The sequence below is a fragment of the Mycobacterium stomatepiae genome (genome assembly GCF_010731715.1).
Lineage (GTDB): Bacteria > Actinomycetota > Actinomycetes > Mycobacteriales > Mycobacteriaceae > Mycobacterium > Mycobacterium stomatepiae.
In genome coordinates this window covers 4,376,598-4,397,147 of sequence record NZ_AP022587.1, presented here as the reverse complement: position 1 = coordinate 4,397,147, position 20,550 = coordinate 4,376,598, and the positions used below count along the sequence as shown (strand labels likewise).

24 protein-coding genes, 1 tRNA gene and 2 pseudogenes are annotated in these 20,550 nt (G+C 63.1%); 13 read left to right on the top strand and 14 right to left on the bottom strand.

Annotated features, from left to right (window positions below; genetic code table 11):
- Positions 1-35 precede the first annotated feature (35 nt).
- Positions 36-968 carry a hypothetical protein gene (locus tag G6N54_RS20765; RefSeq protein ID WP_163791704.1) on the top strand — a complete coding sequence of 311 codons (933 nt, stop codon included), beginning with the start codon at positions 36-38 and terminating at the stop codon, positions 966-968.
- On the top strand, positions 961-1,500 hold the full coding sequence (locus tag G6N54_RS20760) for a restriction endonuclease (protein ID WP_163791703.1): 540 nt from the start codon (positions 961-963) through the stop codon (positions 1,498-1,500). Before G6N54_RS20765 ends, G6N54_RS20760 begins: the two co-directional genes overlap by 8 nt.
- A 259-nt stretch (positions 1,501-1,759) precedes the next feature.
- On the opposite strand, the gene G6N54_RS31700 is transcribed toward G6N54_RS20760, so the two are convergent.
- A complete protein-coding gene (locus tag G6N54_RS31700; protein WP_408632601.1) occupies positions 1,760-1,954 on the bottom strand; it encodes a recombinase family protein in 195 nt (64 codons plus the stop codon).
- Between the two features lie 921 nt (positions 1,955-2,875).
- Here G6N54_RS31700 and G6N54_RS20750 point away from each other — a divergent pair.
- Complete coding sequence (locus G6N54_RS20750) at positions 2,876-3,469, top strand: recombinase family protein (RefSeq protein WP_163791701.1); 594 nt, start codon at positions 2,876-2,878, stop codon at positions 3,467-3,469.
- 707 nt (positions 3,470-4,176) lie between these two features.
- Here G6N54_RS20750 and G6N54_RS20745 read toward each other — a convergent pair.
- From G6N54_RS20745 to G6N54_RS20735, 3 genes and pseudogenes are all read right to left on the bottom strand, one after another.
- Positions 4,177-4,401: pseudogene (locus G6N54_RS20745) on the bottom strand (hypothetical protein); the annotation flags it as partial.
- A 44-nt stretch (positions 4,402-4,445) separates the two neighbouring features.
- Positions 4,446-5,375, bottom strand: a complete 930-nt coding sequence (locus G6N54_RS20740) for a hypothetical protein (protein ID WP_163791700.1) — start codon at positions 5,373-5,375, stop codon at positions 4,446-4,448.
- 222 nt (positions 5,376-5,597) lie between these two features.
- Positions 5,598-6,284, bottom strand: a complete 687-nt coding sequence (locus tag G6N54_RS20735; protein ID WP_163791699.1) for a trypsin-like peptidase domain-containing protein — start codon at positions 6,282-6,284, stop codon at positions 5,598-5,600.
- A gap of 2 nt (positions 6,285-6,286) precedes the next feature.
- Between G6N54_RS20735 and G6N54_RS20730 the strand changes: the two genes are divergently transcribed.
- Positions 6,287-6,379: transfer RNA gene (locus tag G6N54_RS20730), tRNA-OTHER, on the top strand.
- Between the two features lie 298 nt (positions 6,380-6,677).
- On the opposite strand, the gene G6N54_RS20725 is transcribed toward G6N54_RS20730, so the two are convergent.
- Positions 6,678-7,292 carry a hypothetical protein gene (locus G6N54_RS20725; RefSeq protein WP_232072908.1) on the bottom strand — a complete coding sequence of 205 codons (615 nt, stop codon included), beginning with the start codon at positions 7,290-7,292 and terminating at the stop codon, positions 6,678-6,680.
- A gap of 673 nt (positions 7,293-7,965) precedes the next feature.
- Positions 7,966-8,511 carry a helix-turn-helix domain-containing protein gene (locus tag G6N54_RS20720; protein ID WP_163791698.1) on the bottom strand — a complete coding sequence of 182 codons (546 nt, stop codon included), beginning with the start codon at positions 8,509-8,511 and terminating at the stop codon, positions 7,966-7,968.
- Between the two features lie 55 nt (positions 8,512-8,566).
- Here G6N54_RS20720 and G6N54_RS20715 point away from each other — a divergent pair, with 55 nt between their 5' ends.
- Positions 8,567-9,790 carry a benzoate/H(+) symporter BenE family transporter gene (locus G6N54_RS20715; RefSeq protein ID WP_163791697.1) on the top strand — a complete coding sequence of 408 codons (1,224 nt, stop codon included), beginning with the start codon at positions 8,567-8,569 and terminating at the stop codon, positions 9,788-9,790.
- 23 nt (positions 9,791-9,813) lie between these two features.
- Here the strand turns inward: G6N54_RS20715 and G6N54_RS20710 are convergent.
- Positions 9,814-10,191 (bottom strand): annotated as a pseudogene (locus tag G6N54_RS20710) (PPE family protein).
- A 208-nt stretch (positions 10,192-10,399) separates the two neighbouring features.
- Here G6N54_RS20710 and G6N54_RS20700 point away from each other — a divergent pair.
- On the top strand, positions 10,400-10,966 hold the full coding sequence (locus tag G6N54_RS20700) for a hypothetical protein (RefSeq protein ID WP_163791695.1): 567 nt from the start codon (positions 10,400-10,402) through the stop codon (positions 10,964-10,966).
- Positions 10,967-11,014: 48 nt separating this feature from the next.
- Here the strand turns inward: G6N54_RS20700 and G6N54_RS20695 are convergent, their stop codons facing one another.
- The 3 genes from G6N54_RS20695 to G6N54_RS20685 all read right to left on the bottom strand — a co-directional run bounded on the left by G6N54_RS20695 (position 11,015) and on the right by G6N54_RS20685 (position 12,161).
- A complete protein-coding gene (locus G6N54_RS20695; RefSeq protein ID WP_163791694.1) occupies positions 11,015-11,395 on the bottom strand; it encodes a thiol-disulfide oxidoreductase DCC family protein in 381 nt (126 codons plus the stop codon).
- Positions 11,396-11,419: 24 nt separating this feature from the next.
- Positions 11,420-11,713: a DUF4193 domain-containing protein gene (locus G6N54_RS20690; RefSeq protein ID WP_163791693.1), complete on the bottom strand. Its 294-nt coding sequence runs from the start codon at positions 11,711-11,713 to the stop codon at positions 11,420-11,422.
- A 157-nt stretch (positions 11,714-11,870) separates the two neighbouring features.
- Positions 11,871-12,161: a hypothetical protein gene (locus G6N54_RS20685; protein ID WP_163791692.1), complete on the bottom strand. Its 291-nt coding sequence runs from the start codon at positions 12,159-12,161 to the stop codon at positions 11,871-11,873.
- Between the two features lie 141 nt (positions 12,162-12,302).
- Between G6N54_RS20685 and G6N54_RS20680 the strand changes: the two genes are divergently transcribed.
- Entirely contained in the window at positions 12,303-12,977 is a 675-nt protein-coding gene (locus tag G6N54_RS20680; protein WP_163791691.1) for an HAD family hydrolase, read from the top strand.
- Here the strand turns inward: G6N54_RS20680 and G6N54_RS20675 are convergent, their stop codons facing one another.
- The gene (locus G6N54_RS20675; protein WP_163791690.1) at positions 12,978-13,478 is read right to left on the bottom strand and encodes a DUF6328 family protein; all 501 of its coding nucleotides are present in this window, start codon (positions 13,476-13,478) and stop codon (positions 12,978-12,980) included. It abuts the gene before it with no gap.
- Between the two features lie 19 nt (positions 13,479-13,497).
- A complete protein-coding gene (locus G6N54_RS20670) occupies positions 13,498-13,866 on the bottom strand; it encodes an STAS domain-containing protein (RefSeq protein WP_139826909.1) in 369 nt (122 codons plus the stop codon).
- A 158-nt stretch (positions 13,867-14,024) separates the two neighbouring features.
- Between G6N54_RS20670 and G6N54_RS20665 the strand changes: the two genes are divergently transcribed.
- Genes G6N54_RS20665 through G6N54_RS20640 form a run of 6 tightly spaced genes read left to right on the top strand, consistent with a single transcriptional unit; the run spans position 14,025 to position 19,647 of the window.
- Positions 14,025-14,909 carry an STAS domain-containing protein gene (locus G6N54_RS20665; protein WP_163791689.1) on the top strand — a complete coding sequence of 295 codons (885 nt, stop codon included), beginning with the start codon at positions 14,025-14,027 and terminating at the stop codon, positions 14,907-14,909.
- Between the two features lie 22 nt (positions 14,910-14,931).
- Entirely contained in the window at positions 14,932-15,321 is a 390-nt protein-coding gene (locus tag G6N54_RS20660) for an STAS domain-containing protein (protein WP_163791688.1), read from the top strand.
- The gene (locus G6N54_RS20655) at positions 15,311-15,721 is read left to right on the top strand and encodes an anti-sigma regulatory factor (RefSeq protein ID WP_163791687.1); all 411 of its coding nucleotides are present in this window, start codon (positions 15,311-15,313) and stop codon (positions 15,719-15,721) included. The genes G6N54_RS20660 and G6N54_RS20655 overlap by 11 nt, the downstream gene beginning before the upstream one ends.
- Positions 15,714-16,340 (top strand): SpoIIE family protein phosphatase, encoded by a 627-nt coding sequence (locus tag G6N54_RS20650; RefSeq protein WP_163791686.1) that lies wholly within the window; start codon positions 15,714-15,716, stop codon positions 16,338-16,340. Before G6N54_RS20655 ends, G6N54_RS20650 begins: the two co-directional genes overlap by 8 nt.
- Positions 16,337-18,574 carry a SpoIIE family protein phosphatase gene (locus G6N54_RS20645; RefSeq protein WP_163791685.1) on the top strand — a complete coding sequence of 746 codons (2,238 nt, stop codon included), beginning with the start codon at positions 16,337-16,339 and terminating at the stop codon, positions 18,572-18,574. Before G6N54_RS20650 ends, G6N54_RS20645 begins: the two co-directional genes overlap by 4 nt.
- A gap of 53 nt (positions 18,575-18,627) precedes the next feature.
- Positions 18,628-19,647 carry an iron-containing redox enzyme family protein gene (locus G6N54_RS20640; RefSeq protein ID WP_163791684.1) on the top strand — a complete coding sequence of 340 codons (1,020 nt, stop codon included), beginning with the start codon at positions 18,628-18,630 and terminating at the stop codon, positions 19,645-19,647.
- On the opposite strand, the gene G6N54_RS20635 is transcribed toward G6N54_RS20640, so the two are convergent.
- A complete protein-coding gene (locus tag G6N54_RS20635; protein WP_163791683.1) occupies positions 19,640-19,849 on the bottom strand; it encodes a CDGSH iron-sulfur domain-containing protein in 210 nt (69 codons plus the stop codon). The genes G6N54_RS20640 and G6N54_RS20635 overlap by 8 nt on opposite strands.
- Positions 19,846-20,538: a HemK2/MTQ2 family protein methyltransferase gene (locus G6N54_RS20630; RefSeq protein WP_163791682.1), complete on the bottom strand. Its 693-nt coding sequence runs from the start codon at positions 20,536-20,538 to the stop codon at positions 19,846-19,848. The genes G6N54_RS20635 and G6N54_RS20630 overlap by 4 nt, the downstream gene beginning before the upstream one ends.
- Between the last annotated feature and the right edge of the window lie 12 nt (positions 20,539-20,550).

Genomic DNA, 20,550 nt, shown 5'->3' with positions numbered 1-20,550 from the left:
CCAGCAGAGAGTCGTCGTCAGTAAGGTTGGCTGGCATGAGGTGCCTGCTGGTCACGGACGTAAGCTCTGCTAACACGCGGCTTCAACAGGTGATGGATGACCTCGACGTCGAGGTTGTCAAGATTGATCGGCTACATATTGACTGGTTGACTGAAACCACCAGCTCCCCAGTAGATTTCATGTGCGTGGTTCTTCCGCCGCGCGGGCCCAAGGCAGATGACGAGGCAGAAGCGGAGGCCGAGGCCGCTACGTTTGTAGACATCGGTGTCGCTCTCGGCCGCCGAATCCCTGTGTTTCTGGTGGTCGAACCATATCGGAAAGTTCCCCTTGTTCTTGCAGGCCTTACCCGCGTGGAGGCCGATCTCAACAACGCCGATGCTTTGACGCTTCACCTTGGCCAGTTTCTGCGGGCCATCGAACGCAACGCTTCTCGCCCTCCGAAGAAGCACACGCAACGACCCGCCCTCTCTCCTGAAGAGGCGGCGAAGGCTCACGAAGACCTCCGGGCTCTGGGCCAGAACATCGGTTCGATGCCTTCGGGATTGGCGTTCGAGCAACTGATGATCGGCATACTGAATAGGCCTGAGTCCGACATCTCCTCACCGCCAGTCGGCCGAGATGGAGGCTGGGACTTGGCTTTATGGGCGCAAGACACTGATTTCACTCTCGACAGTCCGATACTGGTTCAGTTGAAGCTCTGGTTCACATCCCCGAACCATGGATTAGCCCGTGCCGCAGACGAACTCGCCAGACAGCTCAAGAAGCAGCCGGCACCATTCGGGCTACTGATCTATCACGTTATCGATGAAGGGCAGCCCGGACCATCGCCAGCCAGCGACCAGGCGCGGTCCCCCATAGTCACCGTTTCGGCTCACGAATTCGTCGATATGATGGCCGAACAACCGTTGAGCAGCCTGCTTATCAGCATGCGGAACGCTGTCGCTCACGGAGTTCCCTATCGTGCCTGAGCTGAGTATGGACACCATCTCGGCGTACCTGAAACAAGCGACCGATCCGGCGAACTCAACCTATGTGCGTGGGCACGCCTACGAAGATGTGATGGCTCACATTTTTGCGGCAGTGCCTGGGTGCGACGTCCAACGAAATAGCCTGAACCGCTTTGCCTCTGAAGAGGTTGATATTTCGGTCATGAACTTCCGAGACATCGACGGCTTACGCGCATTCCCAGAGATATTCCTGGTCGAGTGCAAGAACTGGCGCGAGCCTGTCGATTCACAAACCGTGAGCACCTTCGCTACCAAGATCCGGCATCGCGGCTGTAGCCTCGGGGTCCTAGTCGCAGCGAACGGCGTCACCGGCGATCCATACCAGCAAACTGCTGCCTACCAAGCGGCTGCAAATGCTTTGGTTGAGAAAACCAGAATTCTGTTGCTGACCACCAGCGATCTGCAGAAACTTCGATCCGGCAAAGACGTTGTGGCCCTGCTGCATCGGCGTCTTCTTGATGTCCACGCGGCAGGAACCTTCACGCTCTGCTGAGGACACCGCAAGAGCGAGGCACTGAAGTTGAGCTATCGATGGGTTCTCGCTTCCGGCGTTAGCCGCTTCGCCTGCCGCAAAACCGTTTTAGCGACTACAACCGCGTCGGCGAATTGAAATTGAAATATTCCAACTGCTTTTTGCGGGAGAGAGGCGACGATTTGCATTGAGTGTCCGGTCGCCATCGGGTCGGGGGTCCCCCCAGGCAATCAAATACACCAGCTACCAATGAGATAGAGAGCGGCGACGAGGTTGGCGGCTAATCGCCTTCCCCCTGGCTGACCGAAGTTCGAGCGGCCGCGCGGGATGCGGACGTAAGTTCGACGGCACTGCGCGTATGGATAAGCCGCCAAACGTGGGAACGCCACCAACGTGGTCCGCCTGCCGGAGTCGGAACTCCCTCTTCATTTAGAACGTCGCAAATACGCTGATAGGTGAACCCCTCGTTGCGCATCGCGACAGCACGCAGAAGCAATCTGTCGGAACACACGCGCGGGCGGCCCGGACGTCGATTCGCACTCATCGCTGACTCCGGTCACACCGAATCAGTGCTTGCAGCGTATCGAGCAGGTCGACCAAGATGACCCTTGCGCGCTCGCTGCGTTCCCTCTCGGCTAAGTGCGCGACCGCCGTCGTACAGCTCAACAACAGCGTGATGACAACCGGCGGCAGTAGCAGGGCAACGACCGCGCAACGTAAAAAACCGGGTACCCAACCCAGGTACGAGCTAATAAAGGTGAACACATAGTCCTCCGTGATAGTGCAGGACTCTGTGCAATGGGCTTAGACAGGCACGAACCCTGCAGGTGAATGGTTTAGCCGAATCGACCTGCAGTAGTTGGGACCCCGCGCGACATGAGGCTCCGTCGCAACGAGTTCGCCCGGATTCTCTTCGTTCCTGCGACGCCGCATCGACAACGCTCGGAGAAACACTCGGGCTCTGTGGTCCTGGTTGCTCTTGCGGCAGCGGCGCAGAGCGCGATTGGTTTTCGCGAGTCTTTGCCAGTAGGCACGCAACTCCGCTGCTACGGCGGCACTCGTTTGCGCAAGCTGCTGGACGAGCTCTTGCCACTCGCGCGCACCAAAGACTGCCGCCAAATCAGAGCTTGGTTTCGTTGCAGTCCTCATAGCCCTAAAGGCTATCTGACGCGCGTCGGCGTTCCGCTAATTCCTTTTTCGGGCCTGGTCGCACGGGAGCCGCCCTGGGCTCTTGGGCTGCCTTGGGTACGACGTCGTCTCAGAACTAAAGAATTGAGACAGTTGAGTTGGGTTAGGTCGCCCTGTAGGAGATGCCAGCTGACAATGTCGCAAAAGTTGCCTCAAAACGACGGTCGCAATACTGGTATTTATGATACTTTTGAGACACACTTAGGTCATGGCCACCGCAACGTCTGCCACGGGCGCTCAACTCGGATACGCCCGCGTCAGCACTGGACACCAATCCCTCGATCAGCAAGTCGATGCACTCACTGCTGCGGGAGTCGACGCTGACCGCATCTACAGCGACAAGCTGTCGGGAACTTCTACTCGCGAGCAGCGCCCCGGACTAGTGGCATTGCTGGATTATGCGCGTGGGGGTGACGCTGTCGTGGTCGTCGGGATCGACCGCTTGGGCCGCAACGCCGCCGAGGTCATGGTCGCCATCCGCGATCTAGGCGAGCGTGGCATCGTGCTGCGCTCACTGCGCGAAGGCATCGACACGTCGAACGCCACGGGCCGTATGGTGGCCGGCGTTTTGGCGAGTCTGGCTGAGTTGGAGTTGGAGTTGGGCAGGGAGCGTCGCTCGGCAGCGCGTGAGGCGCGGCGCGCACGAGGCCAGTCGATTGGGCGCCCGAAGGCTCTTGACTCGGAGCAAGCTGCCTTGGCGCGCCGCTTGCACGCGACTGGAGAATCGGCCAGCACTATCGCGAAGACGCTAAACGTCAGTCGTGCCACGGTGTACAGGGTCGTCGCCGACGACGGAGAGTAGTCACCACACTGAAATTCCTACGCGCGAAGCTCTAGTGTCCCGATGCGTAAGCAAGGATCAGCCTGGCTAGCAGCGACGAAGGTTCCAGTGTCAGATTCGATGCCCCGAGTTGGGTGGGCTACTTCGGTAGGCGCACTCGATGGGCTTTCAGCCATGCGTTCCAATCGGCAATTGCATTGTTCGCTATGTCGAGCCCATCCACCCGTGCGCCGCGGACCCCGGCAATCGTGAAAAAGTTTCCTCCACCGATACGGAAGGGAAGTGTGAGTGGAAGCCTGGAACCGCGTTCCTGAGCAATGACTCTGGCATGTCCCCGCTTCCCGCCGGTTATGTACGAGTCGTGCGTCAATCTCAGATGTTTTGAGCCGTTAGCGATGTCGGCGCAAATGGACAACGCGTTCGATGATCCAGTCCCTTTCCTGTTGAGAAGTTGAGAGAGGTCATCTTTGGTCTTGTCCGCGAGGCGTGACGCCCCGATCCAGTCGCGCAAGTGAAAAGCGTCGCAACAGAAGTGATAGAAGATGTCACGCGCGTATTCCTCTGCGTGGACGAGTTCGTTGTGGGGGCCGCTTGAGTCTGCCGCCAGCCTTACCAACCCATACTGCCGCTGAAGACGCCTGTACTGGTCCTTCCATGTCTCACCGAGCATGGTCCCAAGTCCATCACGGCAACAATCAATCTCGTGCCCTTTAGAAGTAACGCATCACTCAACAGACACCGCATACGAGGGCTCCACTAGCCGAATTCAACGAGCCCAGTCGCTCGATGATCGTGGCGTTGGCCATGCCCGCCGCGCTCACATATGGTCTGCAGACCGAAGCGACCGCCGCGCTGCTCCAAGGCGTTGACCATCGCGGTCATGATGCGAGCACCACTGGCCGCAAGCGGGTGTCCGATGGCGATGGCACGCCGTTGACGTTGGTCCGCTCAAGGATGCCGCTACGCTTCGTATCTACGTCCTTTGCCCGTTTAAGGATCAATTTTCGGGCACTTCGCTAGCTCGATTCGCAGTGAGATCGGCTATTCGTGCTGCCGAAGGCAAGATTTCGTCTGGTACAACCGAAATGACACTTTTCAGTATCACTTCAGCTTGTCGCAGCGAATTCATCACGCACTCCACATAACTCACGGTGCCTACGTGTCGCTTCGCTCGTCCGCGTGCGCCTGTATCGCAGTAGTTCCCTATTGCAGCGAATCCAACCTGAGATGAGACAACGTTGCGGAAGTCGTCCCCAGGGGCCCTCAACGGACTTTCGTTCGGATACGCAGCGATGAAGTCGACTCCGACGTTGTTGGAGGAATCCCATAGTCCGTGGGCCGCCAACACCGTCAACGGCATCGGTATCTCGCGATCCATCATTTCGACCACAGTAAGCACTAACTTCGTCCGTGGAAACGTGAGTCCTCGGTCGTCCGGTAGGGGCAGCTTAGTCGTCACACCGACTGGTGGGTTGGCGTCGAACGCTACGATTGTCCGTCGTGCGTCACGGAGGACATCACATAGTGCAGGCAGAGTGTGTGGCTTCGGGAAATCTTCGTAACCAAAGGCTTTCGGATCAGCCCTCCGAATCTCTGACGACGCCATCGAAAGCAATTCGTTCGCCATATCGATGAAACCCGAAAAAAGTCCATGAGTGAAAATTAGCAACGGCTCGGTACGGGCTTCGGCTTCCTCTCGCGAACGAATCGACTCGAAGCGGGATACCAGCAAGTTGCTAAGGACAAGGCCGGGCCCAAGTAAGGCGAGTGCCGCCAAAACGTTAAGCCAGAAATTCTGGAAGTCGATAGTCGAGCCCCACCAGATCGCTCCGGCACTGATGAGAACACCACCGATGGTCAGACTCAACGGGAGGAAGTCTTTCCGGCGAGCTGCAATCCACTTCGTGATTTTGCCGCCACCGGACATAGCGATCAGTGTGCCTCACCGCTCCACGGTGCGATACGCCCGTCTGAGGCTTCCCAATGCAACAGAGAACCCCCGCCGCCGCAAGCCAGCGCGGCATGTTGTGGTCGGTCTAATGCAGCTGCGTGGTGTCTCTAAAGCCCGTAGCGTCCACCGCGCTGTTCCGACCCCGAACCGCAGTTTGGGACGGGAATCTAGCTGCCCCCCCCCGCCGCCCAACCACGACTACGGCGCGGGGGGAATGGGACTCAATGGGTCAGGCGGGTCGATCACGGCATGCCACTGGGCCGAAGCGACCTCAAGGAGCTCGATTAGGGCGCTCGACCGCACGAAATGAGAGATGACCCCACCCGTGACGCCTGAACCTCCAACGTGTCCCGCGTTGATCCCGATGACCTTCGTCTTACCTATCGACTCCGAGAACCCCAAAACGGGAGCACCCGACATGCCATTCCAACTAAATGAATGGCATAGCACCGCATTTCCCAAATTCGTTGCGTTGCCAAAGACAGCTGGGTATCGGGGATCGCTAGCGATGATGCCCTTGACGAGGACGGGACGTTCACTCCCCCCGGCCATTCCCGGGTAACCGGGAATAAAGACCTCGTCGCCCGGCCAAAGCCCATCGATTTCTGATTCTGATGCAAACCACTCCTGGGTATACGCGCACAGTACCTCGATAAGATCATGAATCGAGGGGCTGAAGGCGTTGCCATCCGTCGCGTTGATCACTGCAAGGTCCGTCGACTCGTCGGGGTGAAAGCAGATCCCCGACCGCGACATGGCGTGCGTATAGCTATACGGGATCGGAGCCAGAGAAACGTCAACAGGTTGGCCATATCCACGGATCTCCACCGAACTAAGTTCGGCTGAATTGACGCGGTTCTCTTCTTTGTAGTTGTAGTCGAGCACGTGGCGGTTTGTAACGAAGAACAGGTTCGACTGCCAACGCGCCATAAAAGCGGTGCCATTCTTGCTTGCGAAAGGTTCGAGTCCTTCACCCGCCAGATTGGCGACGAAACGTGTGGTGACCGAATTCGCTGTGTAAAACTGCCGCCTATTGACGTAGCGTTGGACGATAAGCTGTCGCTGGTCGGGCGCATTCATGTGCACGACTTTAGGTGCCGCTGAGCGGAGTCCATACTGACGACACGGAAATGAGACGCCTACCGGAGACCCACACGCTAGCCGGGCGCTAGCGCGGGAGTCTCTGGTAGCTCGGGGGCTAGCTCAGCCGCTCGATGATGGTGGCGTTGGCCATGTAATTTTGCGTGTGACGTCTCTTAGGGCCGAGAACTCGGCGAGCTAGGCCACATCGATCGACGCCAGAATCGTCAGGAATGCCGAGGCTTCGCCAGCCAGCCATGCGTCGATGTTGTTGCTGCGGCCACGGCGATGGTGAAGCCGTCCCCGACGTACATCGAGGACGGCGGGACGACCGAATGATTGGGGATACAGCATCTCCATGACGCGGACGGCGGCCTGCGTCGCGTCGCCGCTCAACTCATCAGCTTTGAAGTACGGCCATACCAAGTGCGACTGCCGTCGTTCCTGCCATGTGAATCTCGGTGACACGCGGACCTCTAGCCCTTGCTGTTGCCAGTCCAAAGGCTGCGAGAACACGCGCAGTGTCTTGCCGCGCCGCCACGCTGCCCAGCCCTGGGCGACTGCTTCGTAGTGCTCACGACGACGCGGGTTGCAGTTCTCGACGGCACGGCGCACTCGCTGCTCGTCGTCGCCGTTGGCCACGCCGAGGGTGATGGCGTCACGAACTCCGGCATAGAAATCGTGGCTCCGCTCGTAGTCCGACAACTGCATTTCGGCGACATCGCGGACAGCCGTGACGCGCCTGCTGGCGCTGGCCGTAATGAACTCGACGAATCCGCCCAGCGTGATGCTGGTGCTAATGGGGTCAGTCATGTCAGGTGGGTTCCTTGGTTCTTCTGCGTGCACGGACCATCCGTGCAAGCCGACGAAGTCCAAGGTCGGGATTCGGCGGGTTGCCGAGTCCCCCGGCAGATGCCGGTGTTAACGTCGAGGCCTGCCGACCAAGCAGCCAAGAGGTACCAGACCAAGAACTCCGGCCCAAACCGGCTTTGGTCTGGACTTCTTGGATCATAGGCTGCCACCACGGCGGCACCGGGGATCTCAAAACAGCAGCTATTCGGCTGCGATCGGAACAAGGCCGTCTGCTGCGATCACGCTGACGGCGCGTAGCACATACCCGCTGGTTAGCGGGGTACGGTGAGAAGTCACATGAGTGTAGTTCGTTGTGGGCAATTCCGATGGATGTCGGCATTGTCCGGGCGTGTCGCGGTCGCTCCGCTGTGAGAGCCATTTGGCCAGTATTCGCCGCCGCTGCGTACGCAGATCGGTACGCTTCGTCCGTTGATGGCCGTAGCTAACATCCAACGGCAATTGATAGAAAAGGCACGATCAGTAGCCCGTTCTTGCTGATTTCCGTCACTAGCCGACATCGGCCATCACCCCTGATCGCCGTCGTTCGGGACGAAGAGGCCGTGGGTTCAAATCCCGCCACCCCGACCATCAAACAGGTTCTCGATAGGCATATCGAGAACACTGAAACGCAGCGTCAGGGTTTCTTGGTCGACTCGGCTTGGTGCGGTGAGCGGATCACCAGCACGGCATCCACCGGCGCGTCGTCGAGCGCAGTGTAGGTGTGGGGCACGTCGCTGATCCAGTCGGTTGATGCACCCGCGGCTAGCTCCACCTCGTCACCGGCGCGCCCGACGGCGGCCCTGCCCGAAGTCACGAGCAGATGCTCGACGACATCGCGGCCGTGGGCGGCGGAACGATGCCGGGCACCGACACCGAGCTGCAGACGATAGATCTCGACGGTGCCGTGCTCACCTTCGGTGACGTCGAGCAGGCTGACCACGATCCCTTCTGCAGCGACGCGCGTTCCGCGGCGGCCGTCAAGCAGTGTCGCCAGCGGCAGCCCCAGCGCGCCGGCGACCGCGTACAGCGTCCCCAGCGTCGGACTGCGCGCGCCGTTCTCGATCTCCGATAGCGATCCCTTGCCGATGCCCGCCGCCGACGACAGCGCGGCGAGCGAAAAGCCGCGCGCCTGTCGCTCAGCGCGCACCCGGGCGCCCACCACCGCCGACACGTCATCCATGCTCTAACCGTAGCCAGGGTTCCATAAACAGAACATTGTGGTTAAGGTTCTGTTTATGGAACCCCGCAAGCCGATTCACGCCGGCCTAAACATCGCCCTGGTGGGCTACACGAGCGCGTTCGCAGTCGTCATAGCCGGCCTGCAAGCGGTGGGCGCAACACCCACGCAGGCCACTTCGGGACTGGCGGCGCTGTGCGTCACCGTCGGCCTGGGCACGCTGTGGCTGAGCCTGCGGCACCGGATCCCGATCACGCTGGCCTGGTCGACACCGGGCGCAGCAGTGCTGGTTAGCACCGGAGGGGTGCATGGCGGATGGCCAGCCGCCATCGGAGCATTCCTGCTCGCTGGGGCGCTGGTAATGCTGACCGGTATCTGGCCGCGGATGGGTGCGCTGATCACGGCGATCCCGGCGCCGATCGCACAAGCGATGCTCGCCGGTGTCGTGCTGCAACTGTGTCTGAGCCCAGTGCGCGGGCTGGCCTCACACCCTTGGCAGGTGACACCAATCTTGTTGACCTGGCTGGTGTTCGCCAGGTTCGCGACCCGATGGGCGGTGCCGGCGGCCTTCGTGGTCACGCTGGCAGTGATTGCACTCAGTCACCACGCTGACCTATCCGGGCCGTTGCTCCCACACCCAGTCTGGACCACGGCGCGGCTAAGCTGGGTCGCCGTCGCCGGCGTTACGGTGCCCCTCTACCTCGTCACGATGGCCGCCCAGAATGTTCCTGGTGTCGCGATCATGGTTTCCTACGGCTATCGGGTGCCCTGGCGGGAGTCGATGACGGTCACCGGGCTCGGCACGCTAGCCGGCGCCCCCTTCGGCGGGCACGCGATCAACCTGGCCGCTATCAGTGCGGCGGTTCCGGCATCCCCCGAAGCACATTGCGATCCGGCGCGGCGGTGGCCGGCCGCGACGGCGTTCGGCGCGGCCTACCTCGTGCTGGCCGCGCTGACCACCGCGCTGACCACGCTCGTCGCCGGAGCACCCTCCGAGGTGATCGGCGCGGTCGCCGGTCTCGGACTGCTCAGCACCCTGGGCTCGTCACTGGCAGCGGCCATGTCCGGCTCGGCCGATCTCGCTGGGCGTGCCCCGGCAGCGATCACATTTGTTGTCGCTGCATCAGGCCTGAGCCTGGCCGGCATCAGTGCTGCGTTTTGGGCGCTGGCCGCGGGTCTGGTGGTGCAGGCCGCGCTACGACCGGCCCGGAACCTGAACGCGGAGAACACGAGCCCCCGGCCCGCCGATGCAGAGAATGCGGCGCTCGGCATCCACGACTGAGCGGAGAGGGCGTGGATCTGGCCTCAATGGCCGCGATCACCGGTGTGTTGCCCGAAGATGTTGGACGCCAACAGGTTCGCCAACACGGTGCGATTGGTCGCAACGGCCGGCGGGGGCCACATCATCGCAAACGCCGCACCCGTCTGCTCCGTCTGGATCGCGGTGGTATTCAGCCAAGCGAGATATGGCGCGGCAGCGGCCAACATCGCCGGCGACGACGGGCCATACCAAGCCGAGCTGATCAGCTCACCAAACCATGAGTCGTAACTGACTGCTGCACAACGTATTTCGGTCGCTCAGGTATTCCAAGCTGCTGCAGCGGCCGGGAACGGCCGCGATCCGGGACCGGAATACGTTCTGGTTGAGTTGCCTTCCGGCGGCGATGCTGCAAAATCCAGCAAGATTCCCCTCGACGCCTAGCGAAACGCAGTTGCGCCGGCCGCGGCAACAAACTATAAGTTCTCGCCCTGGCGCTTCCCTGCACCCGCTCTGGGCTTTGTCAGCGTTTGCTCGCGCCGCCGCGGGCGTACCTGGCGTGGGCCATGGCCACGACGCGTTCAGCAACCGCCGCCTCGCCGAGGCGGGCACCGCGCACTAAAATTGGGCCGCATGGCGTTGGTCAGGCCGGTTTCCGAGCAGCGGGAGACGTGTGAGCGCTTGGCCGGCTGCGCCGAGCCTCCGTCGGGCGTCGGATTTCCTTACCACCCAACTCTTTTAGAGGTTGCGCAACGCCAGCAGGAGATCGACGTATGGGAGGCGATGCAGGTCGGCGGCTACCGATTCGCCAAGCCTGGCACGATTATCAGTTTCCTGATCTCCGCCATGATGCTGCTTCTCGCGCTCACCCCGATCCCGCCGAACTGGCCTTGGAACATTCCGTTGGTGATCGTCGCCATCTTCGGGGCCGTCGCCATGGTGGTCTGTGGCCTCCTATGGTTCGACACTCCGAAGGCCGGACCCCGTCCGGAGCGCCTGTCGATTGCGCCGTACTCGCGAGCGGAAAACCGATACCTGATGAACGGGCAGCCCGCCGAGCCGTACCTCGCGACCTGCGCCTGCCCCGGTTGCGGCGACATGTCCACTCATCTGGTTCGCCAGCCCGTCGAAGGTGAGCCGCAATGGTCGACGGTCATCCGTCAGTGCCGCATATGCGGGCGGGAGTGGGCGCAGAATTAGACTGCGCGCCGTCGCGGATCGAAACCGCACGCCCAGAACGTATTTCGGCTACGCACACCGCTCCGGCTCGGCCTCGCACAGTGGCGTGGCTCCGCGGAAGCGATAGCGGTGCGCCGAAACCCAGTGGTAGATGGCGTTCTGCAGCGCACCAACGCCCGGGATCCGATAGATCCACAGCGGGACGCGGGTCCCCAACGCCACGGACAGTGCCGCGTTCATCGCATGCGCCCCGGCCACGATCGCGCCGGAAGAATCCACCCACCATGCGGATTCGAGCATTCGTTCGTCGGTAACGCCGAGTCGGTCGGCCATCCCGGGTGTCTGCATCGGCTCGATGCGCAGCATGCCCGTCCGATCCCACCGGACCAGCGCGTTGACCGCCCGAGTGCAGACCCCGCACCGACCGTCAAAAACTAAAACGCCGTGCATCCTTCGATTGTATTTCGCGGCGCACTACGCACAATCCGTACATACGGGCCGCCCCGAGCTGGACAGCAGCATCCGGTGTCGGTGCTGAACCAGGAAGCAACTCGAGCAGGTGAATTCGTCAGACCGCTGCGGAATCACCGTCACGGCCAGTTCCTCGCCGGACAGATCCGCACCGGGCAGCTCGTAGAAGTGCACATCGTTAGGGTCCTCATCGACAACCGCGGTGGACGAACCGGCATCCAGCTGGCGCAGCTCGGCGGGCTCCTGGCTGTCGGCATCGGTCACGCGACGTGCGTCGTAATCGCTTACGGTCTTCATGGGCATACCTTCCTCGCAGGATGGCGGGATGACGCACGTCCGATGTACTCCCCCGTCGGCAATGGCGGTACCCCGTTCGACTGCGCCCCACACCGTGTCAAACATAAGAAAATTGGACGAACGAAATTCCCCTTCTTCGGACGCCGAGCGAACGCGATCAGTGGCTCTGCCACGGCGCCGGGGCGTTCGATCTCCCGGCCACGACCTGCGGTTGCGCCCCGTGGACACGACGCGAGCCGTAGTTCAGCCAGCCCAGGCCCGCAACGCTGCAGACGGCGGCGAAAATCGCCGCTACCAATCCGATGCGTACGTCACCGAACGTCAATTCATACAGCTCGGCACCCAGAGCAACCGCCGCGAAGGCGACCGCGACCAAACCACCGGCTGTTTTCGGCGTTTCGCCAGCGTGCGCACGCGTGATCCGTGCCTGGTCAACCAGATAACCCATCCCAACTCCTCGCGAATCATGTTGCAGATTAACACCATTCACGTTGAGTGGATGCGGATGGTTCAACGCCGTATAAACGGCACGCAGGACTGAACGGCTCGGTGTCGTGTCGAGCGGCCGCCGGGCGGGTATGCCGCAGCCATGAATGCTCCCGCTGTGCTGTTCGACGTGGACGGAACCCTGGTCGATTCGAACTACTTGCACGTCTATGCGTGGCAACGAGCCTTTGAGTCCGAAGGCATCTCGGTCGCGGCCTGGAGGATCCACCGCGGCATCGGCATGGACGGCTCCAAGTTGGTACGCACCCTTTCCGACGACGCGCCGGCCGAGGTGCAGGACCGGCTCAGCGATGCGCACAGCCGGTACTACCGGGAGATCTCGCCCCTGCTCGCGCCATTACCGGGCGCCCGGGAGCTGCTGCACCGCGTCGCCGATCTGGGCCTGCAGGTGATATTGGCGAGTTCGGCGCCCGAGGACGAACTCGAGATGCTGCGCAAGGTGCTCGGTTGCGATGAGGTGATCGCGGCGACGACGTCGTCCCGCGACGTCGACACCGCAAAACCCGAGCCGGGCATCGTGCAGGTGGCGCTGGGCCGGGCGGGGGTGGCGGCCGCGGACGCCGTGTTCGTCGGGGACGCGGTCTGGGATGCACACGCCGCCAAGGAGGCTGGAGTGCCGTGCATCGGAGTGCGGAGCGGCGGCATCGCCGATACCGAACTGCAGACAGCCGGGGCCCCGCCTATCTTCGCCGACCCGCAGGACCTCCTCGATCATCTGGAGTCCACCCGCGTCGCCGCCTTGGCGCGCGGCCGCTGACTACCGTCCGTGGGTGCGCAGCGACAGCGGGAGCAACCACCAAAAGCAGGTGAAGAGCGTGAGCGCACACGCTCCCGCAATCAATCCCGCGGTGGTATCGGCGACCGCGACGAAAATGATGACCGTCACTCCGGTCAGCGCCAGTCCGAGCAGAGCCAGCCCGGCATAGGCGCATCGGTGTGCGGCCGATACCAACACCCGCAGCCGATGGCGCCGGAACAGCAGCCGATGGATACCGACCGGGGCGATCAGCAGCACAGTTGCGCCCACCGAAAATCCCACCGTCGCCAGGTACACCGCCCGCATTTCGTCGCTGAGAACGTCGAACCGCTGCTGGAACGGGAGCGTCAGGAGGAAGCCGGTGAGCAATTGCACGCCGGTCTGCACCACGCGCAATTCCTGCAACAGGCTGTTCCAGTTGCGGTCCAGCCGCTCGGTATCGGTTTCCCCGCGCTTGGTGCGATCCCACCGCTGGTCGTCTTCCGGGTGGTCGACATCCATGTGCGGCGGGGCGGTGGCGTCAGCGGTTGAGTTTGCCGTCTCGCACGCCGGTCAACGCGTCGTCCAGCGTCGGGTACAGCGGGAACGTCTTGTCCAGGCCGGTCAGGTGGATCGGGCGTCTGGTCGCCGGACCCCGCGCGACCACCCCGAACTCCGCCGACTTGCCGAGTTTCTCGTAAGTCGCCGCCAGGATCTTCAGCCCGACCGAGCCGAGAAACTCCACCGCGGACAGGTCGATGACCAGCGCCGTCGGCCCTTCCGCGACGACCGCACCGATGGCTTGTTCCAGGGCCGGGGCGGTGACCAAATCGATTTCACCGCTGACACTGACCACGGACACCCCATCGTGGTCCGCGACCAACGTGGTAATCGAATCAGGAGCTGACAATGGCGATCCTTCGTCCGGGCCTTAAGTGTGGTGCAAGCCTAACCTGCCTTGCGAACTGCGAGAAGAAGAAGACCTCAACACCTGCCCCCGACCAATCAGGCTAGTCTCGCAAAAGAACCTGCGCACTGCGGAGCGCGACGTGGCACCCGGGAGGCCAGATGTCAGATTCCAGCAGCACCAGCACCACCACTGCCAGCGTCTCCAGCGAAGGTCTACTTCCGCAGTTAGTGCAGCACCTGAGGCAAAATCGCACCGTTCTGCGCGAGGAGTGGGCCCGAAGAATCACCGAGGCCGAATTGCTGACTGCGATGACGCCGGAGGAACTCTTCTCCGAGGCGACCGCCGTATACGACAACTACGTCGAGGTGCTCGAGACCGGTAGCGTCGAGGCGCTGCAGGCCTACGCCCGCGACCTGTCCGAGCGCATCATCCCGCGAGGGGTGGAAACCGACGAGGTGCTCGGCATCGTGCTGCTGTTGCGCGACGTGCTGGCGCGCTCGCTGTTCGAGAAGTACCAAGCCGAGTTCGAAATGCTGAACCGGGTACTGGACGCCTACGAGCCGGCCGCCAACCGCATCGCCAACACCGTCGGCGTGTCCTTCGTTCAGGAACGCGAGCGCATCATCCGCCAGCAGCAGGAAGCGATCCGCGAGCTGTCCACCCCGGTGCTGCAGGTGCGCGAGCAGCTGCTGATTCTGCCGATCATCGGTGTGCTGGACAGTCAGCGCGCCCGTCAGGTCACCGAGCAGCTGCTGCGTGCCATCCGCGCCAACCGTGCCAAGGTCGTCGTCATCGACATCACTGGTGTGCCGACCATCGACTGCACCGTGGCCAACCACCTGGTGCAGACGGTCGACGCGTCCGGCCTGATGGGCGCGAGCGTGATCATCACCGGCCTGTCCTCGGAGATCGCGCTGACGCTGGTGACGATCGGCCTGGATCTGTCGAAGATGAACGCCGTCGGTGACCTGCAGGGTGGTATCGAAGAAGCCGAGCGCCTGCTCGGCTACGAAGTCACGCGCACCGGCGAGCAGCCAGGGTGAGCGCAACCGACGCGAGCACCGCATGCCAGTACCCATCCTGAAGCAGGGCTCGATCCTCATCGCCTCGGTGCAGGCCGCCCTGTCCGACTCCGACGCCGAACGACTGCGGTACGACCTGATGGAGCGGGTCAGTCAATTCCGCGCGCAGGGCATCATCGTCGACGTCACCGCGATCGACGTGATGGATTCGTTCGCCGCACGGTCCCTGCGAACGATCGCCCACATGACCCGGCTGCGCGGTGCCGACACCGTGATCGTGGGTCTGCAGCCAGAAGTGGCCTTTGCGATGGTTCAACTAGGTCTGACCTTCGACGACATGAACACCGCCCTGGACCTCGAAGAGGGCCTCGCGCTGCTGAATCGCCAACGGGGAGTGGGCAAACCGACGATCGGGCGCGACGGTGTCGTGTGACATTGTCGTCGACATCAACAACCCCGACGACATCGTCGAAGCCCGCAAGGCCGGACACCAGCTCGCCCTAGACCTCGGATTCTCGCTGACCGACGTCACCATGATCTCCACGGCGATCTCCGAGATCGCCCGCAACATCACCAGCTACGCGGGACGCGGCGCCGTGCGCGTCTGGGTGGCCGAGCGTGACGGCCGCCAGGCGCTGGTGGTTCGTGCCGAGGACGACGGTCCCGGCATCGCCGATATCGAGCGGGCAATGGAGGACGGGTATTCGACCGGTCGCGGCTTGGGCATGGGACTGCCAGGGTCGCGCCGATTGATGGACCGGCTGGTCGTGGAGTCCGCACTCGGCAAGGGAACAGTCATCGAAATGTGGAAGTGGGTTCCCGGCCGTGCGTGAAAACGGACGACTGGGACCAATCGAGTGGGCGAACGCGGGGCGCCCACTAGCCGGCGAGAACACCAGCGGCGATCGAAAGATCGCAATCGCCGTGGACGACGGTGCCGCCTTGTTCGGGGTTATCGACGGCCTCGGTCACGGTCCCGCCGCCGCGAGTGCGGCGATGCGCGCCGTCGATGCCGTCCAGCGGGCTTCCGGCGAGCGGCTCGAGGTCTTAATCCAGCTCTGCCACCGGGTGTTGGGCGGGACCCGAGGAGTCGCGATGACCCTGGCGCGGGTGGATTACGCGGCCAAGACGCTCACCTGGGCCGGGGTGGGAAACGTCAGCGCCCACCTCGTCTCCAAGGATGTGACCGGCGTGCACATCCGGTCCAGCGCGCGTCTTGCCGCCGGCATCGTCGGCTATCGCATCCCGGAGATCAGGCCCGCCCAGGTCGTTTCACTTCGGGTCGGCGACTTGATCGTGCTGGCCAGCGACGGCATCGCCGAGGATCACCTGGACCACATCGACTTCGCCGCTTCGGCCGTGGTGATCGCCGACCACATTCTGGGTAAACACGCGAAGGAAACCGACGACACCATGGTGCTCGCCGCGCGTCACCGGGGAGCCTTGACATGACCGATGCACACGAATTTCACGCTGAATACACGGCCGCGCTGCGATCCTACTTGGACGGCCGCGACGATCACATCCTCGACGTCGCCCACGAGTTGGGCCGCCGCGCGTTGCAAGAACAAATCAGCATGCTCGACATCATCGAGAACCATGTCCGGCTGGTCCTCGAATTGTCCAAAGACATCCAGATCGACGCACCGATCGCACTGGAATTCCTGCTGCAGACGCTGGCTCCGCTCGACGTCGCGACGCGAGGGTTCCTCGACGGCACCAAGCGCTACGCCGAGCAGCGTGCCCGCGCCGACGGACTCGCCGACCGCGACAAATTCCGTACCGCCCTGGTGAATTCGTTGCAGGAGGGCTTCTTCGTCGCCGATCACGAAGGCTCCATCATCGAGATGAACGACGCCTTCATCGACATCCTCGGCTACCCCGCCGAGGGCTTGCCCTACCGGTGGCCGCATCCATGGCTGGTCGACAAGAAGGCCGCGCGAGAAAACCAGTCGCGGGTCCGCAGCGAGGGCGGCACCGAGTACGAGACACCGATCCGGCACCGAGACGGGCACCTGGCTTGGGTGATGGTGAGCATCAATGCCGTCAAAGACACCGATGCCGACCAGGCGGCCTTCGTGGGGACGATTCGCGACGTCACCGCGGAGCGGGCATTCGCCGCCCGGGAGAGCGCCGTGCTGCGCCTAGCCACCGCCGTCGCGGTAGCCAAGAGCGTCGCCGAGTTGCTGGAGATCACCCTCGATGAATGCCGGACGGCGATCGGCGTGCAGCGAGTGATCGCCGTGACCTGGCCGGGTGGCGAAGGCGAACCGACCGTTCAGGTGGCGGGCGAACCCGCGGAGACGACGTGGCGCGGACTGGACCCCTGGTTGCGCCACACATTTCAGGATGCCCGCCAACAGCTGCCGCTGACGGCCAAAACCATTGAGCAGCCGAACAAGCCCGGCAAGGCGCAGGGTTTGGTGGCCGTGCTCTCGGGCACCGGGGACCTTGCCTTGTGGCTCGAGCTCGGCGCACCGCGCTGGGTCAGCGCCGAGGATCGGCTGCTGGTCACGGTGCTGATCGGACACCTGAGTCTGGCCATGCAGCATGTGCGCCAATTCGAGAGCGCCCGCGAGACTTCGCTGACGCTGCAGCGCGCGATGCTGCCGCCCATCGAGCCGCCGCCGGGGTTCGCGATGCGCTACGAGCCGGCGGTCCTGCCGCTGGAGATCGGCGGCGACTGGTACGACGTGCTGTCGATCGGCGAGCACCGCATCGGCATCGTCGTCGGCGACTGCGTGGGCCGGGGCCTGCCGGCAGCCGCGATCATGGGCCAGTTACGCAGCTCGGCGCGCGCGCTGCTGATTAACGGCGCCGACCCCGCGGCGGTGCTCGAGCAACTCGACCTGGCGGCCTCGGTCATCCCGAATGCCTACTGCACCACCGTTTTTCTGGCGATCCTGAACACCGAATCCGGCGTCTTGGAGTACAGCAATGCCGGTCACATGCCCGCGGTGCTCGCCGGACCGACGGGCATCACGGTGCTGACCGATGCGCGGTCGGTGCCGCTCGCGGTCCTTCGCGACGAACCTCGCCCGCAGATCTCGCGGCGGCTGCCCTCCGGCTCGACGCTGATGGTGTTCACCGACGGGTTGGTGGAACGCAAACACGAGTCGCTGGACGACGGGATAACCCGTGCTGCAGAGGTTTTGGTGCAGACCAGGACGCTGCCGCTGGACACCGTCGCGGACGCGGTGCTTCGTGAGCTAGCCCCGGCGACAGGATACGACGACGATGTGGCGATGGTGATCTACCGGCACCAGCAGGCGCCGCTGCGGATCGAAACACACGCTATCGCAGACGAATTGGCCGTCATTCGACATCGGCTGGCCGACTGGCTCAGGGCTGCCGACGTCCCGGACGAACTCGTCGACGACATCGTGCTGGTCGTCAACGAAGGGTGCACCAACTGCGTCGAACACGCGTACCGCGGGCACGGCCTCGGGACGACCCTGCTCGAAGTCGAAACCGTCGACGGCGAAGTTCGCGCCCACATCACCGACCACGGCTCCTGGAAACCGCCGGCGATCAACCCGGGTAACAGCGGCCGCGGCCTGATCCTGATGAGGGCCATCAGCAGCACGATGGAAATCGACAGCAGCCCAACCGGAACCGTCGTCAACATCACCTTCCGGCTCCCCGCGGCACCCGCGAGCGCCGATGACTGGTCCGGCGGGCGCTAACGAACGTCATGCGCACCGTTTGCGGCGGCCCCGTCCGTGGTATCTCCAACGACGTGACTGCCACGTCGATCAGCGTCGAACCCGCTCTACCGGCTGCACACGGACCGCTGTCGACGGCCGTGCAGCACGCGTTGGCCGGGCCTCCGGCCGGGGATTACCTGGCGTGCATCGGCGCATCCGTAGGGGATTCGGACCCCTACGGACTCGACCTGCAGCTGGCCCTGTGCATGTGCTACGAGCTGCACTACCGGGGTTTTGCGGGCGTGGATCCCACGTGGGAGTGGAACCCCGACCTGCTGCACCTGCGCGCCGAGCTCGAGCGTGCCTTTCTAGCTGGTGTGCGCCGCGATGTCGGCCCGATCGAACCCGATCGGACGTCGGCGGCGGAGATGGACGCGATTTCCGTCGAACCTGTCGACGGAACTGGACCGTCCTACCACTTGCGCGACAAGGGGACCTGGCAGCAGATGCGCGAATACTTCGTGCATCGGTCGATCTATCACCTCAAGGAGGGCGATCCACATGCGTGGGCCATTCCCCGGTTGACGGGCGGCGCCAAGGCGGCATTCGTGGCGGTCGAATTCGACGAGTACGGCGCCGGGCAGGGCCACCGACTACACCAACAGCTCTTCGCGGATCTGTTGACCGCGGCCGATCTGGATCCGACCTACCTGGGCTACCTCGACGCCGTCCCCGCCGAATCGCTCGCGGTGGTCAACCTGATGTCGCTGTTCGGCCTGCACCGGCGGCTGCGTGGCGCGGCCATCGGGCACTTCGCCGCCACGGAGATCACGTCGTCGCCGGGTTCCCGGCGGATGGTCCAAGCGTTGGAACGGATGGACGCACCGGGGGCCTGCATCGCGTTCTACCGCGAGCACGTCGAGGCCGATGCCGTTCACGAACAGGTGGTACGCCTGGACGTGGTCGGCGATCTCGTCGCCCACAAGCCCCAGCTCGATCGCGATGTGATTTTCGGAATGCGGGCATTGACGGTGGTCGAAGATCGCCTGGCGGACAAGATCATGACGTGCTGGAAACAGGATCAGTCCTCGTTGCGACGACCACTCAATTAGGCTTTGGGCCAACACCTTCGACGTGCCGACAGCGCCGGTGACTGGTATCGCACAACGGGTATTCCCTGCTCCGCCCGCAGGTGCAGATGGCCACCATGAACCGGTCGGATTCCACGATGACGCCATCATCGACTTCGATGCGCGCGGGGCCCGACACCAGGATCGGGCCTTTGCGGACGATACGGACCCGAGTTCCGGTCATGGTTTGTCCGCCCGAATCACCACCAGCTCCTCTTCCCGGCAACCGTGCGGCACCAGACCGATGTCCTCCAGCCACGCGGCCCTCGCCGTGAGCACCGGGCCGAATGGAATCCGCTCGAAGGCAACGACATCGGCGTCGAGTCCGATCGACCGCAGGCAGTCCAGCGAACGGTGGACACCGGCCAGCGCAGACTGGACGAGTAGCAGGGATCCCCCGTCATGCAACAGGTTTGAAGCCGACGCACAAAGCGGGTCCAGCACTCGCCGGCCGTCCACGCCGGCATTCCATGCCCATGACGGGCCCACGCCCGGCGAGACCACGTCTATGTCGTCCTCCGGCGGTGTCGTCACATAGGGGGGGTTGGCCACCACTACCTCGAATGGCCCGCATCTCAGGGCGGCGATCCACGAACCTTCCCGAACGTCGATGTCGACTCCCGCGACGATCGCATTGCCCTGGGTGCAATCCACCGCGTGTGGGCAAATGTCGAAGGCCGTCACACTGGCGCAACCCATTTCGGCTGCCGCGACGGCGGCGAAGCCGCTTCCGGTACACAGATCCAGGACTCGCCGGCCGGGAATCAGCCCGCTGCATTCCATTGCGCGAACGAGCAGTCGGGAATCTTCTTGTGGCTGATACACAGTCGGTTCAGCCAAAACGCCGGCGGTAACGGGGTATGTGCTCGTCAACGGTGGGCCTTT

Excerpts from the sequence above, each read along its gene's own strand:
- G6N54_RS20740 (WP_163791700.1), bottom strand. The coding sequence starts at position 5,375 with ATGTCCGGTGGCGGCAAAATCACGAAGTGGATTGCAGCTCGCCGGAAA.
- G6N54_RS20645 (WP_163791685.1), top strand. The coding sequence starts at position 16,337 with ATGACCGATGCACACGAATTTCACGCTGAATACACGGCCGCGCTGCGA.
- G6N54_RS20675 (WP_163791690.1), bottom strand. The coding sequence starts at position 13,478 with ATGGATGTCGACCACCCGGAAGACGACCAGCGGTGGGATCGCACCAAG.
- G6N54_RS20750 (WP_163791701.1), top strand. The coding sequence starts at position 2,876 with ATGGCCACCGCAACGTCTGCCACGGGCGCTCAACTCGGATACGCCCGC.
- G6N54_RS20665 (WP_163791689.1), top strand. The coding sequence starts at position 14,025 with ATGTCAGATTCCAGCAGCACCAGCACCACCACTGCCAGCGTCTCCAGC.
- G6N54_RS20715 (WP_163791697.1), top strand. The coding sequence starts at position 8,567 with ATGGAACCCCGCAAGCCGATTCACGCCGGCCTAAACATCGCCCTGGTG.
- G6N54_RS20700 (WP_163791695.1), top strand. The coding sequence starts at position 10,400 with ATGGCGTTGGTCAGGCCGGTTTCCGAGCAGCGGGAGACGTGTGAGCGC.
- G6N54_RS31700 (WP_408632601.1), bottom strand. The coding sequence starts at position 1,954 with ATGCGCAACGAGGGGTTCACCTATCAGCGTATTTGCGACGTTCTAAAT.
- G6N54_RS20695 (WP_163791694.1), bottom strand. The coding sequence starts at position 11,395 with ATGCACGGCGTTTTAGTTTTTGACGGTCGGTGCGGGGTCTGCACTCGG.
- G6N54_RS20635 (WP_163791683.1), bottom strand. The coding sequence starts at position 19,849 with ATGACCGGAACTCGGGTCCGTATCGTCCGCAAAGGCCCGATCCTGGTG.
- G6N54_RS20690 (WP_163791693.1), bottom strand. The coding sequence starts at position 11,713 with ATGAAGACCGTAAGCGATTACGACGCACGTCGCGTGACCGATGCCGAC.
- G6N54_RS20720 (WP_163791698.1), bottom strand. The coding sequence starts at position 8,511 with ATGGATGACGTGTCGGCGGTGGTGGGCGCCCGGGTGCGCGCTGAGCGA.
- G6N54_RS20725 (WP_232072908.1), bottom strand. The coding sequence starts at position 7,292 with ATGACTGACCCCATTAGCACCAGCATCACGCTGGGCGGATTCGTCGAG.
- G6N54_RS20765 (WP_163791704.1), top strand. The coding sequence starts at position 36 with ATGAGGTGCCTGCTGGTCACGGACGTAAGCTCTGCTAACACGCGGCTT.
- G6N54_RS20685 (WP_163791692.1), bottom strand. The coding sequence starts at position 12,161 with ATGGGTTATCTGGTTGACCAGGCACGGATCACGCGTGCGCACGCTGGC.
- G6N54_RS20680 (WP_163791691.1), top strand. The coding sequence starts at position 12,303 with ATGAATGCTCCCGCTGTGCTGTTCGACGTGGACGGAACCCTGGTCGAT.
- G6N54_RS20660 (WP_163791688.1), top strand. The coding sequence starts at position 14,932 with ATGCCAGTACCCATCCTGAAGCAGGGCTCGATCCTCATCGCCTCGGTG.